Genomic DNA, 16,793 nt, shown 5'->3' with positions numbered 1-16,793 from the left:
GTCGGTCGAACCCGATGCGCGCTATCGCGCGCGCGGCGTCAGACGTCGAACTTCACCCCTTGCGCCAGCGGCAGCTGACGGCTGTAGTTGATCGTGTTCGTCGCGCGGCGCATGTACGCCTTCCACGCGTCCGAACCCGACTCGCGGCCGCCGCCCGTTTCCTTCTCGCCGCCGAACGCGCCGCCGATCTCCGCGCCGCTCGTGCCGATGTTCACGTTGACGATCCCGCAATCACTGCCGGCCGCCGACATGAACTGCTCGGCCTCGCGCATGTCGTTCGTGAAGATCGCCGACGACAGCCCTTGCGGCACCGCATTGTGCACGTCGATCGCCTGTTCGAAGTCGTCGTAAACGAGCACGTACAGAATCGGCGCGAACGTCTCGCGCTCGACCACAGCCGATTGCTTCGGCATCCGCACCAGCGCCGGACGCACGTAATACGCATCCGCATGACCGACGTCGACGCGCTCGCCGCCCTTCACTTCGCCGCCCTGCTCGCGCGCATCGGCCAGCGCCTTCTGCATCGCGTCGAACGCCGCGCGATCGACCAGCGGGCCGACCAGCGTGCCTTCCTCGAGCGGGCTGCCGACCTTCACCGACGCATAGGCTTTCTCGATGCGCGGCAACAGTTGATCGACGATGCTGCGATGGACGATCAGACGGCGCAGCGTCGTGCAGCGCTGGCCGGCCGTGCCGACCGCCGCGAACGTGACGGCGCGCACGACGAGATCGAGGTCGGCGCTCGGCGCGACGATCATCCCGTTGTTGCCGCCGAGTTCCAGGATGCCGCGCGCGAGGCGCTGGCTCAGCACCTTCGCGACTTCCTGGCCCATCCGCACGCTGCCCGTCGCGCTGATGACCGGCACCTTCTTCGACGAAGTCAGCACCTCGCCGACGTCGCGCATGCCGAGCACCAGCTGGTGCAGCCCTTCGGGCGCGACGCCCGGATGCGTCCGGTCGAATTCGCGCAGCGCCTTGGCGAGCAGTTGATGGCATGCGATCGCGGTGAGCGGCGTCTTTTCCGACGGCTTCCACACGACCGGATCGCCGCACACGAACGCGAGCGCCGCATTCCACGCCCACACCGCGACCGGGAAATTGAACGCCGAGATCACGCCGCACACGCCGATCGGATGCCACGTCTCCATCATCCGGTGGCCGGGACGCTCGGATGCGATGGTCAGGCCGTAAAGCTGGCGCGACAGGCCGACCGCGAAATCGCAGATGTCGATCATTTCCTGCACTTCGCCGAGGCCTTCCGACGTGATCTTGCCGGCTTCCAGCGTGACGAGGCGGCCCAGCTCGGCCTTGTGCTCGCGCAGCACGTTGCCGAACACGCGCACGAGTTCGCCGCGCACCGGCGCCGGCACCGTGCGCCACTTGAGGAATGCGGCATGCGCGGCGTCGATCTTGCGCTCGGCGTCGGCGGGCGAGTCGACCGCCAGCGTCGCGAGCGTCGCGCCATCGACCGGCGAACGCGCGGTCAGCGCATTGCCCTTCCACTGGGCGAGATCGATGTCGAGCGCGGCAAGAATGTCGTTGAATTGCATCACTTCCTCTTCAGGGACAGATTGATCGGTGCGGCGGCGACGCCGCCCGCGTGATTCGATTGGAGCGCGTTCGCGCGCCGCGTGCAAGCGCACGCACGGCGGGGCGAGTACGGCAGCGCTGTGTCGCGCCTCGGGTGGATGCCGTCGCCGGGCCGTGGAGGACGGCAAACCCGCGCGCCGTAACGCACGATCCATGCATCACATTGTCGATGGCCACAAGTCGCGCCGCTATTGATATTAACTCACGACTTCATGCGCAAAACGCAACAACTGGGCTGGCCGAAGCGGGGCGTGTCGGCGCGCCGAGCCGACATGTTTAGGGCGGATGGGCGGCACGCATGTGCCGGTGCCGCGCGCAGCAACTTGATGACGATGCGGCATTACCCGGTGTGCAAATTTCGTTCGCCGTGCGGGCGACTTGCACACACGAACGAGGTGGCGCCGGCATGCTCCGCATCCGGCGCGCCCACGGCCGTCGGCCAATGGCGACACGACGCCCTTCGCTTCCACGACGACAGCCCACCCGCCGCGATACGGACCCGCCATTCGACGCGGCGCCCACGTTCAGGCAAGATCGACGCGCGCCGCGCGCCCCGTTCGTCGTCCATCGTCACCGAAAACGCATGCAAAACTTCTACGAAGCCACCGTTACGCGCCAGCCTTATCCGCAACTGAGCGGCCCGATCGACACCCGCGTCTGCATCGTCGGCGGCGGCCTCGCCGGCCTGTGCACCGCGCTCGGCCTCGTCGAGCGCGGCGTGCGCGACGTCGTCGTGCTCGACGGCGAACGGGTCGGCTTCGGCGCGTCGGGCCGCAATGGCGGCTTCGTGTTCGGCGGCTACAGCCTCGACAACGCGGCGCTGCTGCGCACGCTCGGCCGCGACGAAGGGCGCCGGCTGTACCGGCTCACCGTCGATGCGGTCGACCTGATCCGCGCACGGATCGCGCGCTACGGCATCGACTGCGACATCGTCGATCGCGGCGTGATGCTCGCGAACTGGTTCGACGATCCGTCGCGGCTCGACGGCGTGCGCACGCTGATGAAGCAGGAATTCGACGTCGACTGGGCGCCGGTCGCGCGCGACGCGCTGCGCGCGCAGCTGAAGACGGCCCGCTATCACGGCGGCCTGTTCGAGCCGAACGCGTTCCACTTCCATCCGCTGAAGTACGTTCTCGGCGTCGCGGCCGCCGCGGCGCACGGCGGCGCGCGCGTGTACGAACGCTCGGCCGCGCTCGGCATCGCGCGCGACGGCGCCGGCTACGTCGTGCGCACCGCGCAAGGCTCGGTGCGCGCGCAGCACGTCGTGTTCGCCGGCGGCGGCTATGCGCGCGGCGTGTCGCCGCGCATCGAGCGCGCGGTGCTGCCGATTGCGACCTACGTGATCGCGACCGAACCGCTCGGCGCGCGGCTCGCCGACGCGATCGACGCGCCGTACGCGATCTACGACACGCGTTTCGCATTCGACTACTACCGGCCGCTCCAGGACACACGGATCCTGTGGGGCGGCCGCATCTCGGTGCTCGACCGCGGCCCCGACGCGATCGCGCGGCTGCTGCGGCGCGACCTGCTGCGCGTGTATCCGCAGCTCGACGGCGTGAAGATCGACCATGCGTGGGGCGGCCTGATGAGCTACGCGCGACACAAGATGCCGCAGATCGGCCGCGACGCGGACGGCGTGTGGCACGCCGTCGCCTTCGGCGGTCACGGGATGGCGCCGACCACCGTCGCCGGCGAAGCGCTCGCCGCCGCATTGGCCGGCGAGCGGCCCGTGCCGGCCGGCTTCGCCGCGTTCGGCCTGACGCGCACGTACGGGCTCGCCGGCCTCGCCGCCGCGCAGCTCACGTACAGCGCGTACCAGGCCCGCGACGCGCTCGCGTCGCGGCGGCGCTGAACGGCCGCCGCGCGGCCGAAAGCGCGCGGCCGATTAGAGCGGAAGATCGGCGTGGCGGCCATTTGCTGCATGCTAGAATGATTTTTTCCCGCCGCCGCGAACCCAAAACAAATCACATGAAAGCTGGAAGCAAGACCGCCACGTCCGAAAGCCGAGCGCTTGCGACCGAAGCGCGGCGCAAATACGATCCCGAGCAGACCAAACGCAACATCCTCGACGTCGCCACGCAGGAATTCTCCGCGATGGGCCTCGCCGGTGCGCGCGTCGACGCAATCGCCGAGCGCACCAACACGACGAAGCGGATGCTCTACTACTACTTCGACAGCAAGGAAGGCCTGTACGAGGCCGTGCTCGAAAAGGTATACGGCGACATCCGCGCGCTCGAGCAGGAACTGCACGTCGGCGACATGGAGCCGCGCGAAGGCCTGCGCCGGCTCGTCGAATTCACGTTCGACTATCACGACAAGCATCGCGACTTCGTGCGCCTCGTGTCGATCGAGAACATCCACGGCGCGAAGTATCTCGAACAGCTCAAATCGTTCAAGAGCCGCAACGTCAGCATCATCAAGACGCTCGAGCAACTGCTCGAGCGCGGCGCGGCGAGCGGCGCGTTCCGCCAGGACATCGACGCGTTCGACCTGCATCTGCTGATCAGCTCGTTCTGCTTTCACCGCGTGTCGAACCGCTACACGTTCGGCGCCGCGTTCGGCCGCGATCCGTCGGCACCGCGGCTGCGCGTGCGGCATCGCGAGACGATCGCCGACTCCGTGCTGCGCTACGTCGCCGCCTGACACCGCGCGAACGCGTCCGCGAGCCACGTGCCGCGGGCGCCTCGTGCGCGCAATCGCACGCACTTCCCCTCCCGCAACGAGCGCGGCGCCGCGTGCCGCCGAATGACCCGCGGCGGGTTCGCGACGTAGCGCGTCAGTCCGTCGGCGCGACCGACGCCAGCGCGATCCGCGCCTTCTGTTCCGGGCTTCCCGCCACGAAGTACTTCTGCGCCCAGCTCGCGTCGGGCGCCAGTGCAAGCCGCCGCTGCGCGCCGCCGCCACGCCGTTTCGTGTCGATCGACAGCGCGCGTGCGCGATAGTGCTCGTAGAGCCGCAGGAATTCCGCGAGATAGATCGCCGCGATCCGCGCGTCGCGAATCTCGAGCAGGTTTTCGTCGTTGTACTGCTCGGAATTGCGGCTCATGTTCGCCGAGCCCGTGTACACGACCGGGTTCGCGCCTTCCGCATCGATCACGATGAACTTGTGGTGGACCACGACCGGCGGATAGGCGGGCGCCGGCTCGCCGGGGAACAGGCGCAGCTCCGGCTCGAAACCCTGCGGCACCGTCGCCGGCGAGAAGTACGCGGCGTCGATCACGTCGCGATGATCGCGTCGGCGATGGTAGAGCTCCAGATTCGCGAGCGTCGCCGCATCGAGCGTGCGGCCGTCGTGCTGCGCCGCCTCTGCGTTCGCCGCGCCGGCGACGTTGATGCGGTTCACCAGACCGAACATCATCAGCCCGCGATCGCCGGCGGCAAAGCATGCGTCGCGCAGCGCCGCGTCCGTCGGCATGAACAGGCAGAACGACACCGAGTGCTTCGCGGCCGCGATCGCGGCGACGATCGCATCGATCGCGGTGCGCTGCCCCGCCGGCTCCGGCGAGAACGCGACGCGCACCTGCGCACTGCCGATCGCGAGCGCCTCGGACCAGCCCGGCGACAACTTCGCCGTCTCGGCGATCGACGGATTCGCGGCCAACGCATGCGCACGGGCTTCGTACAACGCGGCCAGCGCCGGCGAGTCGAACGCATGCAGCACGTTGGCCTGCTCGGTCAGCCCTTCGGTCGTGAAGTTCGCGGAACCGGTCAGCACGCGCGCGGGCAGCGCCGCATGCGCCGGCGTGTCGGTCACGATGAACTTGTCGTGCATGATGTGCGTGCGGTCGCGCGGCGCGAGCGTCGCGAGGCCCCGCAGCGCGTCGACGACCGGCTGATTCGGCGACGGCAGCGGCGGCTCGTTCTTGCGGGCGATCGCGTGCGCGTCATAGACGATCGCGAGCGACGCGTCGCCATGCCTGCGCCCGAACGCTTCGAATGCGGGCAGCGCCCACAACGTGTCGGTCAGGTGATAGACGGCCGATGCCGCGCGCGATGCGCGGTCGAGCATGTTTGCGAACACCTGCTCCATGTCGTTCGCGAGCCAGGTGCGCAGCTTCAGCGCCTGCGCCGCGCTCGGCGCGTGGTTCGGCGCGACGCCCAGCGCCGCGACCTGCTTCGCGAACGCCTGCGAACTCACCACCGCGCGGTTGAACCACGTGCCGATGCCGTCCACGATGTGCGCGGGCAGCACGACGTCGCACGCGCCGGCCTCGGCGTCGAGCACCTGCAGACGCTCGGGCGTGCCGACCACCGGAAACACGTCATAGCGAAACGATGCGCCGCGATCCTGCGGGTCGATGCGCGCGTCCCACCACATGAACTTCTGGATCGGCGCCTGATCGGTCGGCGCGTCGCCCTGCGTGTCGGCGGCCGGGCCGTCGAACGTCAGCCGGTTCGGCAGCCAGCTGTCCGGTGCGCGCGTGCGGCCGTCGGCCGAGCGGAATCCCGGCGTGCGCCGGATCGCGAAGCCGAGAAAGTCGCTGCGCGACGCGGCGTCGGGCCAGTCGAAGGCCAGCAGCACCAGGGTCGGGGAAAGATAGCTGCGTACGCTGACGGTCATTCATTGCTCCTGCCGTGCGGGCCGGGCCAGAGGAAGGAGTCAGTGTCGGCGGCGGTTCTTCCCGTGCGATGACGGTCGGATGAAGGTTCCGTGTCCGCGCCGCGTCAGTCGCAGACGAGCAGCTCGATGCCCCGAGCGGTCAGCGCGCGGCGCACGGACTTGTCCGGCGCGCGCTCGGTGACGAGATATCGCGCGGCCGACGTGCCGTTGATCCGCACCGGCGTCACGCGGCCGAACTTGGAGTGATCGGCGACGATGATCGCCGTACCGGCCGCCGCGATCATCCGGCTGCGCACTTCGGCCGCGAGCCGCGAGTAATCGGTGCAATCGCCGTCGACGGTGATCCCGCCCGCGCCGACGAACGCGAAGTCGACGTGGTATTGCGCGAGCTGCTGGATGGTGTCGAGCCCGAAGGTGGCGTCTTCGTCGTCGGACAGTTCGCCGCCGAGCAGCGTCACGCGATTGCCGTTGCGACGCGCCAGCACGAAGGCGGTGCGCCAGTCGTTGGTGTAGACCGACAGCCGGTGCCGGTCGGTGAGCGCGAGCGCGACCGCATGCGGCGTGCTGCCCGAGTCGATCAGCACCGACGCGTCGTCCGGCACCAGCTCGGCCGCGCGCCGCCCGATCGTGCGCTTCGCGGCGGCGTTCGCGGCCTCCCGCTCGGACAGGCTCGGCTCGCGCCGCTCGGCCGCCAGTGCGCCGCCGTGCGTCATCACGAGCAATCCGCGTGCGGCGAGCGCGTTCAGGTCGCGCCGCACGGTCTCGCGCGACACGTCGAGCGAGCGCACCAGTTCGGCGACCGACAGCGCACCCGCGCGTCCGAGCTCCGACAGGATGTATTGATGACGTTGTTCCGCCAGCATCGCAAGACGCCCGAGGCGACTGGTGGTGAAAGAGCCGGTCATTGTATTACGGCGGTTTGACGGGCATTTGACGGCATCGGTGCGCGGGCGCGCGCGACGAATGCGAAATTCTGTATTGCCCGATGTGCGTGAATCGGCACGGCGCGCGATTGCTACACTCTTGCGTTCCGCCGACCGACAGCCATCAAGGGGCTCGCGCAATGTATCGCAAAGGCAGTGTGCTCGAAATCCAGTTTCCGCCGGAACGACTCAACGACGGCGCCGGCGATCCGTACTGGATCGACCTGACGCTCGACGAGGCGCGCCGCCTGTATGAACAACTCGCCGCGCGCTTCGCGACCGAGGCGCGCGCGAATCAGCCGCTCGATACGTTCTCGCTCGACTGATCCCCGCTTCGGCGCGCCCGATGCGCGGCGAGCGGCGAGCGGCGAGCGCATCGTCGCACGCGGCGACGCGACCGGCCGAGTGCAGAATCCGACAAGACGCCGACGCCGCCCTGTCCGATACTGACCGGCTCCACGTTCCGTCCGGCCGTATCGCGGCCCGCCACGCATGCTGAACTCCATCGTCGCCGCGGCTTTCGTCGCGCTATGGTCGACCGGCTTCATCGTCGCTCGCGCGATCAAGCCCTACGCCGATCCGAACCTGTTCCTGCTCGCGCGTTTCGCGGGCACGGCCGTGTTGTTCGGCGCGGTCGCGCTCGTCGCGCACGCGCCGTGGCCGGCGCGCCGCGAATGGCCGCGCCATCTGATCGCGGGCGCGTTGCTGCAAGGCGTTTATCTCGGCGCCAGCTATTGGGCCGTCGCGCAGGGGCTCAATGCGGGCGTGATGGCGTTGCTCGGCGCGCTGCAGCCGCTCGCCACCGCCGTGCTCGCCGTGCCCTTGTTCAACGAGCGGCTGCCCGCGCGCGGCTGGCTGGGAATGGCGCTCGGACTTGCCGGCGTCGCGCTCGTGCTCGCGCCGAAGGTGACGGGCGGCGTCGCGCCGCCGCCGGGCGCCGCGCCCGCATGGTTCGTCGTCGCCGTGTCGGTGCTGTCGGTCGGTTCGATCACCGCCGGCTCGCTGTACCAGAAGGGCAAGCTCGCGCAGAACGACCTGCGTACCGCCGTGGCCGTGCAGAACCTCGGCGCGGCGATCGTCGCGGCGCTGTTCGTCGTGCTGCTGCACGAAACGCGCTGGATCGGCGCGCCGGCGCTGTGGGTGTCGCTCGCATGGGGCGTCGTGTTCCTGTCCGGCGGCGCGGTCACGATGCTGATGTGGATGCTCCGGCGGGGCAATGCGGCGCGCGCGACGTCGTTGCTGTTCCTCGCGCCGCCGCTCGCCGCGCTGCAGGGCTATCTGCTGTTTGGCGAGACGCTCGCGGCCGTCCAGCTCGGGGGGTTCGCGCTCGCGCTGGTGGGCGTCGTGCTCGCGCGGCGCTGATGCGAGGTCGGCGCGCGGTTGCGCGCGAGCGAAGCGCCGACGCATGTGCGCGGTCGTACGCCATCGACGCCGTCGCTGCACGTAGGCGCAGCACCGGCGCACGTGCATGTGCACGGTCGCGCGCCACCGCTTCCGTCGCTGCCGCAAGCGACGCACCGGCGCACGCGTGAGGCGCGCGCCGTCGCCGCCGTCGTCGCACGCAGACGGAGCGCCGTTCGCGTGCGCGGCCGTACGCCATTGCACGCAACCGAAGCATCGGCGCAAGCGGGCGCCCGCCACCACGCCACCGTCCTTGCACGCAACCAAGCCCCGCCCCCTGACGCCCCCACGCATCTCCCCGATGCAACTCACCCTCCCCACGTGCACGCGCCGCGCGGCACCCGCCCGCGATTGCGCTTATGATGAGCGCCTCGAATTTTCGTTCCGGAACCACTGACATGACATCCGCCGATTACGCCAGCCGCCAATGCGCGATCATCGCCGAACTGAACGTCGCCGCACACTTCGACGTCGACGCCGAAATCACGCGCCGCGTCGATTTCCTCGCGCGCTATCTTCGTTCGAGCGGCATGCGGACCTACGTGCTCGGCATCAGCGGCGGCGTCGATTCGTCGACGGCCGGGCGGCTCGCGCAACTCGCGGTCGAGCAGTTGCGCGCCGACGGCTACGACGCGCGCTTCATCGCGATGCGCTTGCCGAACGGCGTGCAGAACGACGAAGCCGACGCGCAGCGCGCGCTCGCGTTCGTGCGCGCCGACGAGACCTTCACGGTCGACGTGAAGCCGGCCGCCGACGCGATGCTCGCGTCGCTGGTCGCGTCCGGTCATGCGTTCGAAACCGCCGCCCAGCAGGACTTCGTGCACGGCAACATCAAGGCGCGCGAGCGCATGATCGCGCAATACGCGGTGGCCGGCGCGCGGCACGGCATCGTGATCGGCACCGACCACGCAGCCGAATCGCTGATGGGCTTCTTCACGAAATTCGGCGACGGCGGCGCGGACGTGCTGCCGCTCGCCGGCCTGAGCAAGCGCCGCGTGCGCGCCGTCGCTCGCGCGCTCGGCGGCGACGAGCTGATCGTGATGAAGGTGCCGACGGCCGACCTCGAGGAACTGCGTCCGCTGCGCCCCGACGAGCACGCCTATGGCGTCACCTACGACGAGATCGACGACTTCCTCGAAGGCAAGCCGGTCTCGGACAACGTGTACGAAACCGTGCTGCGCTTCTACGACGGTTCGCGCCACAAGCGCGCGCTTCCCTACACGCCGTTCGACTGGCCGGCCGCGTAAGCCGGCCCGGCTCGCTGGCGACGCCGCGCGCCCCGCACGCGCCACGCACACCATGCACACCACGCGCGGCGCGCGCGCCCGGCGACGCTACGCGCGCCCGCCGCCCTTCTTCGCCTGCAGTGCGCGGATCCGCATCCGCGCGCCGGTATCGCTGACGGTCGCGTCGTACATCGTCGCGAGATCGCGCTTGAGCGCGGTACGCGAACCGCCGTCGAGATACACCATGTGCCCGGACGGATAGAAGCGCGCGGACAGGTTCTGCCGCACCTTCTGATCCTCGAGCGGCATCTGCTGCAGGTCGATCACGGTCTGGTAGAACGGCGTGACGAAATCGTACAGGCCGTTCGCCGACAGCACCTTCAGGTCGACGTTCAGCGCCATCACCGCGGCAAGATCGCCGGCCGTATAGAGGATCACGTTGCCGTTCGCATCGGTGCCCTGCTGCGCGCCGGTCGGGTCGATGTGGCCGAAGTCCCAGTTGCGGAACGCCTGGTCGTTCAGGTCCGTGAACGCCGAGGTCGACGTGAACTTCAGCTGCTCGTTCAGATAGCTGTTCCACATCGCGGTATAGACGCCCGTCACGGCGGTCATGGTCGGATCGTTGCCGCCCGAGTTCGGATCGATCTTGCCGGCGATGCCCGACGAAATCCCCGTCACGCGACCGTCGTACGAGCCGAGCGCGAGCCCGCGCGCATGCAGCAGCGTCGTTAGGAACACCGAGTTGCCGCGCGCGTCGTAGCCGGCGATGTCGAGCCCCCACGCCTGCAGCGTCGCGGTATCGATGCCCGTGTAGTCGGACAGCTTCTGCACCGCGGCGGCGTCCGCATGCGGCACGTTGCGCAACGCGCTCAGGTAGTCGGTGCGCGCGAACTGCGCGACCTCCTCGACGAACGCGCCGAGATCGGCCGGCGCCGGCTCGATGCCGAGCTTCTTGTGATACCACGCGTCGGCGGCCGCGGTCGGCAGCGCGCCGACGGGGTTGCCGGCCTGCCGGTAGTCGAGGATCGACGACTGCAGCGTGATGCCGTTCAGGTCGACGCCGTCCTCGTGCAGCTTGTAGGCGAGCACGCAGCTGCGCGCGGTGCCGTACGACTCGCCGAACAGATACTTCGGCGAATTCCACCGGTTGTTCTTCGTCAGATAGCGCTTGATGAACTGCTTCAGCGAGTCCGCGTCCTGGTCGACGCCCCAGAAATTGCGGTTCTTGTTCGGCGCGACGGCCGCGGAATAGCCGGTGCCGACCGGGTTGATGAACACCAGGTCGCTATGGTCGAGCATGCTGTCCGGGTTGTCCTCGATCTGGTACGGTGCGGGCGGCGTGAAGCCCGGCATCGACGTCTTGATGCGCTTCGGCGCGAACGAGCCGAGCAGCACGAACACCGACGACGAACCCGGCCCGCCGTTGTAGAAGAACGTGACGGGGCGGGTCTCCTCCTTCGCCTCGTCGGCGGTGAACGCGACGTAGAAGATCTTCGCGGCCGGCTGCGAGCTGCTCGGGTCCACCGTCACGAGGTGGCCGACGGTCGCCGTGTACGCGATGCGCTTGCCGTCGAGCAGGATCGTATGGTGCGTGATGGCGGCGGCTTCGGTCGTGTCGGTCACCGAATCGTCGGGGCCGTTGCCGTACGCGACCGGATCGAAGAACGGCTGGTCGCGGCCGCGAGCGAGCGCAACCGGCGCGACGCTCGGCGGCACGCCATGTGAGTTGTGGTCGCCGTGATGCAGCGGATACACGCCGCCGGAAGATGCGGAATCGATGCCCATCGTGCTGCTCCTGGAGGTGAAAAAAGACGCGGGCAGACGACCCGCGTCGGAAGGAAAGGCAATGCCGATGCGTCAGCTCGACGGCTTGCGCGCGAGGAGCGCAGCGAGCTTCGCGCCGTCGGGGCTGCCGAGGCCCGTGCACGCATCCCAGCCCGGTGCGGCCGCATACGTGCCGTTCGAGCCCGTCGTGATGTCGCGCAACGCGTCCGGATGCTTGTACAGCACCGGATTGATCCAGCCGGCCGACGTGCCGGACGCCGCGTTGATCCGCGCGATCAGCGCGGCCCACAACGGCGCGACCGCGCTCGTGCCGCCCATTACCGCGGGCGTGCCGGCCACCGCCACCTCGTAGCCCGTCTGCGGCGACGCATCGCCCGCGACGTCCGGCACGCCGCGCTTCGCAAGCGGCGCGCGGCCGCCGTCGACGCGCGCGACGTTGAGCCCCTGCTGCCAGGCCGGCACGTCGAACATCGTGCTGACGCCGCCGCCACCCGCGCCGCCGCCGGCCGACTCGTCGTTCCACGCGACCTCGCTGCGGATGCCCTGCCCCGGCAGCGCATCGAGCTGCGTGCCGCCGCAGCCGAGCACGTACGGGCTCGACGCGGGGAAATCGACGTGGTCGGCGCCGTCCTGCAGCCCGTCGCCGGAGCCGCTGTCGCCCGATGCCGCGCACACCGTGATCCCTTGCGCGGCGGCGGCCTGCAGCACGCGGTTGAACGCGTGCGCCGATTGCGCCTGCCAGATCGCTTCCGGGCCGCCCCAGCTGATCGAGATGACCGACGGCCGATTGGTCTTGTCGGTGACGGCCGCGTTGACCGCCTGAATGAAGCCCGCGTCGCTGTTCGGCGCGAAGTAGACGGCGATCTTCGCGGCTGGCGCGATCGCGCCGGCGATTTCGATGTCGAGCGCGACTTCGCCGTCGGGGCCGCTCGCCTCGCCGGTCGGCGCGTTGCGGCCGGTGCCGACGTTCACGTCGACGAGCGTCGGCGGCTTGTCGATGCCGAGCCCGCGGAAATACTGAGCGATGTCGGCCGCGCGATAGCCGCCGCCCAGCTCGACGATCGCGATGCACTGGCCGGCGCCGTCGCCGGCCGGAAAGCCGTACAGCGACGCGAGCTGCACCGGGGTAAAGGTGACCGCGGCGCCGCGCGCGGGTTTGAACGGCGGACGCAGCCGGAAGTGCGGCCGTGCCTGCGGACGGCTGTCGAGGCCGAGCACCGCCGTGACGGCATCGCCAAGCTCGTCCGGCAGCGCGATCGGGCCCGTGCGGCCGCGATACTGGCCGATCGCGCGATGCTCGAACCGCTCGAGCTTCACGCTGAACGCCGCTTCGAACTGCTGGATCGTGCCGGACAGCACGACGACGCTTTCGACCGGATCGACGCGATCGACCGTCAGCTGATGACGGTGCGCGAATTCCTCGGTCTTGCGGATGTCGTCGGGATCGGCGGAGAAACGCTGCGCGAATGCATCGCGCGACAGCGGTTTGGCGCTCGCGTCGCCGGCCGCGAGCTGGTGAACCAATGCATCGAGTTGCCCTTCTTCCCGCCGCCGCAACATGATCGTGACGTGGATGCGTTCTGCCGGATCGCACTGGCCGAGGCATGTCGACTCGGCGACGATGCGGGGTTCACGGTCGGCTTGAAGATGCCTTGCCATGTTCAGACCCTCCTATGTACCGCGTTGCACGGAACAGCCAGGAAATCGGACAGGGCCAGCGGAAGACGGTTCCGTTCGGTCAGTCGGTTCGCCACGCGGCGAAGTTCAAGGAAGTTTAGAACAGTCAGAGGATTTGCGCGCGGCGCCAGGCGGGCCGGCGCAGCGCTTGGCCGGCCGGCCGCGCGCACGGCGCGCGTTCGATGACGCATCGCACCACGCTGCCCGTCGAGCGGCGCGGCCAGCCTGCGACGGCACCGCTCAGTCCATCGACAAGCGCAGCGCGAAGCCGATCAGCGCGGCCGAGAAGGTCCAGCGCTGCACCGTCTGCGCGAGCGGGTGCGCGCGCATCCACGCGGCGATGCGCGACGCGCCGAACACGCAGGCGAGATCGAAGCACACGCCGGCCGCGACGAGCAGCGCGCCGAGCTCGAACATCTGCCACACGACCGGCCCGGCGTCGGTGCGCACGAACTGCGGCAGCAGCACCGAGCAGAACAACAGCGCCTTCGGGTTCAGCAGGTTCGTCAGCAGTCCCTTGAAGAACGACTGGCGCAGCGCGCTCGCGGCGGCCGCTTCGGCGTCGCCGAGCGCGAATACCGGCGAGCGGAACACCTGGATCGCGACGTACGCGAGATACAGCGCGCCGCCGTAGCGGATCACTTCATACAGCCACGGCGCGCTGCGAATCAGCGCCGCGACGCCGCACGTGGACAGCGTCACGTGCACCGCACGCGACAGCGACAGGCCGGCCGCCGCCGCGAGGCCCGGCCGCACGCCGCGGCCGATGCTGGTCTGCAGCACGAGCGCCATGTCGGGCCCCGGAACCGCGTAAATGGCCGCCAGCGCGGCGAGATAGATCAATAGCAAATGCGTGGAAATCATGGTCGGGCTCGTCCTTCGATGACGATATGTTGCCGTCGAAGGCGGAGCGCTTATTGGCCATCTTTCGTTCCGTATTGCCGCTTCGCGGCGGAATCCCCCACAATTGGCCGATCTACAAACGGATTCCGCCACCATGACCGAACTCGACAAAACCGACCGCGCGATCCTCGCGGCCGTGCAGCGCGACGGCCGGCTGCCGATCGCGCGCCTCGCCGACGCCGTCGGGCTGTCCGAAACGCCGTGCGCGCGGCGTCTGAAGCGCCTCGAAAACGACGGCTACATCGAGCGCTACCGCGCGCAGCTGTCGCGACAGGCGCTCGGCTTCGGCGTCGTCGCGTTCGTGCTCGTGCGGTTCGCGACGCACGACCGCAAGGTCGCCGACCGCTTCGAACGGGAAGTGATCGGCATCGAGCGCATCCTCGCGTGCCACAACGTCGCGGGCACGGCCGACTATCTGCTGCAGGTGGTCGCGCGCGATCTCGACGACTACGGCACGTTCCTGCGCGATTCGCTGCGCACGCTGCCGGGCGTCACGTCGATCGAATCGGCGCTGTCGCTGCGGGAAGTGAAGCACGACGCGGGTTTGCCGGTGCCTTGATGCGAGCGACCGGGCGCGCCGGCACGACACGGGCCCAGGTGATCGGGAAGATCACCGTCATCCGGCATCGCCCGGCTGGTGCGCGCGCTCGAGGTCTTCGAGAAACGCGGCGACGAGCGGATCGCCGCGCGCGTCGCGCGCGACGACCATGTGGAACGTCACGTCGTAGCGCAACTGCTCGGGGTTGAGCGGCGCGAGCAGCCCGTGCGCGACGTACGGCGCCGCGAAGTGCTGCGGCAGGTAGCCGAGGTGATGGCCGGACAGGATCAGCAGCGCGACGGCCTCCATGTTGTCGGCGGTGGCGGTCACGCGATCGGGCGTCGTCGACATATGGGCCTCCGGCAGCGGATACGAGCGCCACGCCCATTCGAATTCCGCGACGTCGGCCGGGGTCAGCTGGCCGGCGCGCTCGAACAGCGGATGGCCGCGCCCGCAATACGCGATCTGGTGTTCGACGAACAGCGGCGTGTAGTGCAGCGACGGTACGCGGTGCCAGAAGTAGCCGACCGCGATCTGAATCTCGTTGCTCAGCAGCTTCTCCTCGAGATCGCCCGGCGTGCGCACCGAGATCGCAAAGCGCACGGCTTCGTCGCGCGTGCGGAACGCGGCGATCGCCTCGGCGATCCGCGCGTTCTGGCTCACCGGCGTATGGCCGATCAAGCCGATGTTCAGCGTGCCGACCAGCTGGCGGTCCATGTGACGCGCCGCCATCCCGAACTCGTCGAGCGCGGCGAGCAGCTTGCGGCTCATCGCATGGAACCGCTCGCCCTTCGGCGTGAGCCGGAAGCCGCTGCGGCCGCGCTCGCAGAGCCGGTAGCCGAGGCGCGTCTCGAGCGACGACAACTGCGCGCTGATCGTCGACTGGCCGACGTTGAGCATCGTCTGCGCGGCCGACACGCCGCCCGCATCGGTCACCGCGAGAAACACGCGGATCAGCCGCAAATCGAGCGTCGACAGATTCCCGAGCACGCTATTCCCCTCCGATACATCGATGGACGTCGATGTTTACGTCGACATGTTCGCATTCTTCTTTCGCGCGCGGCGCGCAAAACTATGCGCCAGGCCGCGTCGAATGATACGGCAACCCCATATCGACAGAGAACAGCCCATGAACGACCCTCTCCATTTCCAGCCGCTCGGCGGCAACGAAATGCCGCGCAGCGGCGGCATCGCAACGATGATGCGCCTGCCGCACGTCGCGAGCGCCGCAGGGCTCGACGCTTGTTTCGTCGGTGTGCCGTTCGATCTCGGCACGTCGAACCGTACCGGCGCGCGCTTCGGCCCGCGCCAGATCCGCACGGAGTCGGTGCTGCTGCGCCCGTACAACATGGCCACGCGGGCGGCGCCGTTCGATTCGCTGCAGGTCGCCGACATCGGCGACGTCGCGATCAATCCGTACAACCTGCACGATTCGATCGCCCGCATCGAGGCCGCGTACGACGCGATCCTCGCGCACGACTGCAAGCCGATCACGCTCGGCGGCGACCACACGATCGCGCTGCCGATCCTGCGCGCGATCCATCGCAAGCACGGCAAGGTTGCATTGATCCACGTCGATGCACATGCCGACGTGAACGACACGATGATGGGCGAGAAGATCGCGCACGGCACGCCGTTTCGCCGCGCGGTCGAAGAAGGCCTGCTGCACGGCGACAAGGTCACGCAGATCGGCCTGCGCGGCACCGGCTATGCGGCCGAGGATTTCGACTGGTGCCGCGACCAGGGTTTTCGCGTCGTGCAGGCCGAGGCGTGCTGGAACCAGTCGCTCGTGCCGCTGATGGAGGAAGTGCGCGCGCGCGTCGGCGACACGCCCGTCTACATCAGCTTCGACATCGACGGCATCGACCCCGCCTACGCGCCCGGCACCGGCACGCCGGAAATCGCGGGCCTCACGGTGCCGCAGGCGCTCGAGATCATTCGCGGCGCGAAGGGGCTGAACATCGTCGGCTGCGATCTCGTCGAAGTCGCACCGCCGTACGACCCGTTCGGCACCACCGCGCTGCTCGGCGCGAACCTCGCGTACGAGCTGCTGTGCGTGCTGCCGGGCGTCGCGTATCGCGATTGATCGCGGCGCGGCATAGGGCGGGTTCCGGGGCGGCGCTGCGCCGGGAGCGTTCGCGCAGGCACGGGTTGCGCGAGCGCGGAGCCGGAGCCCGAGCCGGCGGGTT

At 69.2% G+C, this 16,793-nt stretch carries 14 protein-coding genes; 7 read left to right on the top strand and 7 right to left on the bottom strand.

The window, feature by feature from the left end; all coding sequences use genetic code 11:
- Positions 1 to 38: 38 nt before the first annotated feature.
- On the bottom strand, positions 39 to 1,550 hold the full coding sequence (gene amaB / locus AK36_RS01410) for an L-piperidine-6-carboxylate dehydrogenase (RefSeq protein WP_011880871.1): 1,512 nt from the start codon (positions 1,548 to 1,550) through the stop codon (positions 39 to 41).
- A gap of 623 nt (positions 1,551 to 2,173) precedes the next feature.
- On the opposite strand from amaB, the gene AK36_RS01405 reads away from it, so the two are divergent.
- The gene (locus tag AK36_RS01405; protein ID WP_045577687.1) at positions 2,174 to 3,442 is read left to right on the top strand and encodes an NAD(P)/FAD-dependent oxidoreductase; all 1,269 of its coding nucleotides are present in this window, start codon (positions 2,174 to 2,176) and stop codon (positions 3,440 to 3,442) included.
- Positions 3,443 to 3,558: 116 nt separating this feature from the next.
- Positions 3,559 to 4,233, top strand: a complete 675-nt coding sequence (locus tag AK36_RS01400) for a TetR/AcrR family transcriptional regulator (RefSeq protein ID WP_034194751.1) — start codon at positions 3,559 to 3,561, stop codon at positions 4,231 to 4,233.
- 133 nt (positions 4,234 to 4,366) lie between these two features.
- On the opposite strand, the gene AK36_RS01395 is transcribed toward AK36_RS01400, so the two are convergent.
- Together AK36_RS01395 and AK36_RS01390 are read right to left on the bottom strand one after the other, a co-directional pair.
- Positions 4,367 to 6,151: a phospholipase D-like domain-containing protein gene (locus AK36_RS01395; RefSeq protein ID WP_045577686.1), complete on the bottom strand. Its 1,785-nt coding sequence runs from the start codon at positions 6,149 to 6,151 to the stop codon at positions 4,367 to 4,369.
- Positions 6,152 to 6,255: 104 nt separating this feature from the next.
- On the bottom strand, positions 6,256 to 7,014 hold the full coding sequence (locus AK36_RS01390; protein WP_014724053.1) for a DeoR/GlpR family DNA-binding transcription regulator: 759 nt from the start codon (positions 7,012 to 7,014) through the stop codon (positions 6,256 to 6,258).
- A 200-nt stretch (positions 7,015 to 7,214) separates the two neighbouring features.
- Between AK36_RS01390 and AK36_RS01385 the strand changes: the two genes are divergently transcribed.
- The 3 genes from AK36_RS01385 to nadE all read left to right on the top strand — a co-directional run bounded on the left by AK36_RS01385 (position 7,215) and on the right by nadE (position 9,722).
- Positions 7,215 to 7,400, top strand: coding sequence for a hypothetical protein (locus AK36_RS01385; protein ID WP_011880876.1), 186 nt, complete (start codon positions 7,215 to 7,217; stop codon positions 7,398 to 7,400).
- Positions 7,401 to 7,566: 166 nt separating this feature from the next.
- Positions 7,567 to 8,436, top strand: a complete 870-nt coding sequence (locus AK36_RS01380; RefSeq protein WP_014724055.1) for a DMT family transporter — start codon at positions 7,567 to 7,569, stop codon at positions 8,434 to 8,436.
- A gap of 437 nt (positions 8,437 to 8,873) precedes the next feature.
- Positions 8,874 to 9,722: an ammonia-dependent NAD(+) synthetase gene (nadE, locus tag AK36_RS01375; RefSeq protein WP_045577685.1), complete on the top strand. Its 849-nt coding sequence runs from the start codon at positions 8,874 to 8,876 to the stop codon at positions 9,720 to 9,722.
- Between the two features lie 87 nt (positions 9,723 to 9,809).
- On the opposite strand, the gene AK36_RS01370 is transcribed toward nadE, so the two are convergent.
- From AK36_RS01370 to AK36_RS01360, 3 genes are all read right to left on the bottom strand, one after another.
- Positions 9,810 to 11,486: a S10 family peptidase gene (locus AK36_RS01370; RefSeq protein WP_045577684.1), complete on the bottom strand. Its 1,677-nt coding sequence runs from the start codon at positions 11,484 to 11,486 to the stop codon at positions 9,810 to 9,812.
- Positions 11,487 to 11,558: 72 nt separating this feature from the next.
- Positions 11,559 to 13,145, bottom strand: coding sequence for a S53 family peptidase (locus AK36_RS01365; protein ID WP_045577683.1), 1,587 nt, complete (start codon positions 13,143 to 13,145; stop codon positions 11,559 to 11,561).
- Between the two features lie 258 nt (positions 13,146 to 13,403).
- Complete coding sequence (locus tag AK36_RS01360) at positions 13,404 to 14,027, bottom strand: LysE family translocator (protein ID WP_045577682.1); 624 nt, start codon at positions 14,025 to 14,027, stop codon at positions 13,404 to 13,406.
- A 133-nt stretch (positions 14,028 to 14,160) separates the two neighbouring features.
- Here AK36_RS01360 and AK36_RS01355 point away from each other — a divergent pair, with 133 nt between their 5' ends.
- A complete protein-coding gene (locus tag AK36_RS01355; protein WP_045577681.1) occupies positions 14,161 to 14,625 on the top strand; it encodes an Lrp/AsnC family transcriptional regulator in 465 nt (154 codons plus the stop codon).
- A 57-nt stretch (positions 14,626 to 14,682) separates the two neighbouring features.
- Here the strand turns inward: AK36_RS01355 and AK36_RS01350 are convergent, their stop codons facing one another.
- Positions 14,683 to 15,594 carry a LysR family transcriptional regulator gene (locus AK36_RS01350; protein WP_045577680.1) on the bottom strand — a complete coding sequence of 304 codons (912 nt, stop codon included), beginning with the start codon at positions 15,592 to 15,594 and terminating at the stop codon, positions 14,683 to 14,685.
- A gap of 139 nt (positions 15,595 to 15,733) precedes the next feature.
- Between AK36_RS01350 and speB the strand changes: the two genes are divergently transcribed.
- The gene (gene speB, locus AK36_RS01345; RefSeq protein WP_034194754.1) at positions 15,734 to 16,690 is read left to right on the top strand and encodes an agmatinase; all 957 of its coding nucleotides are present in this window, start codon (positions 15,734 to 15,736) and stop codon (positions 16,688 to 16,690) included.
- Positions 16,691 to 16,793: the final 103 nt, after the last annotated feature.

It is taken from the genome of Burkholderia vietnamiensis LMG 10929 (assembly GCF_000959445.1).
GTDB classification, from domain to species: Bacteria; Pseudomonadota; Gammaproteobacteria; order Burkholderiales; family Burkholderiaceae; genus Burkholderia; species Burkholderia vietnamiensis.
Note: the sequence above shows the minus strand (reverse complement) of the source record. Positions and strands in the feature narration are given on the sequence as shown.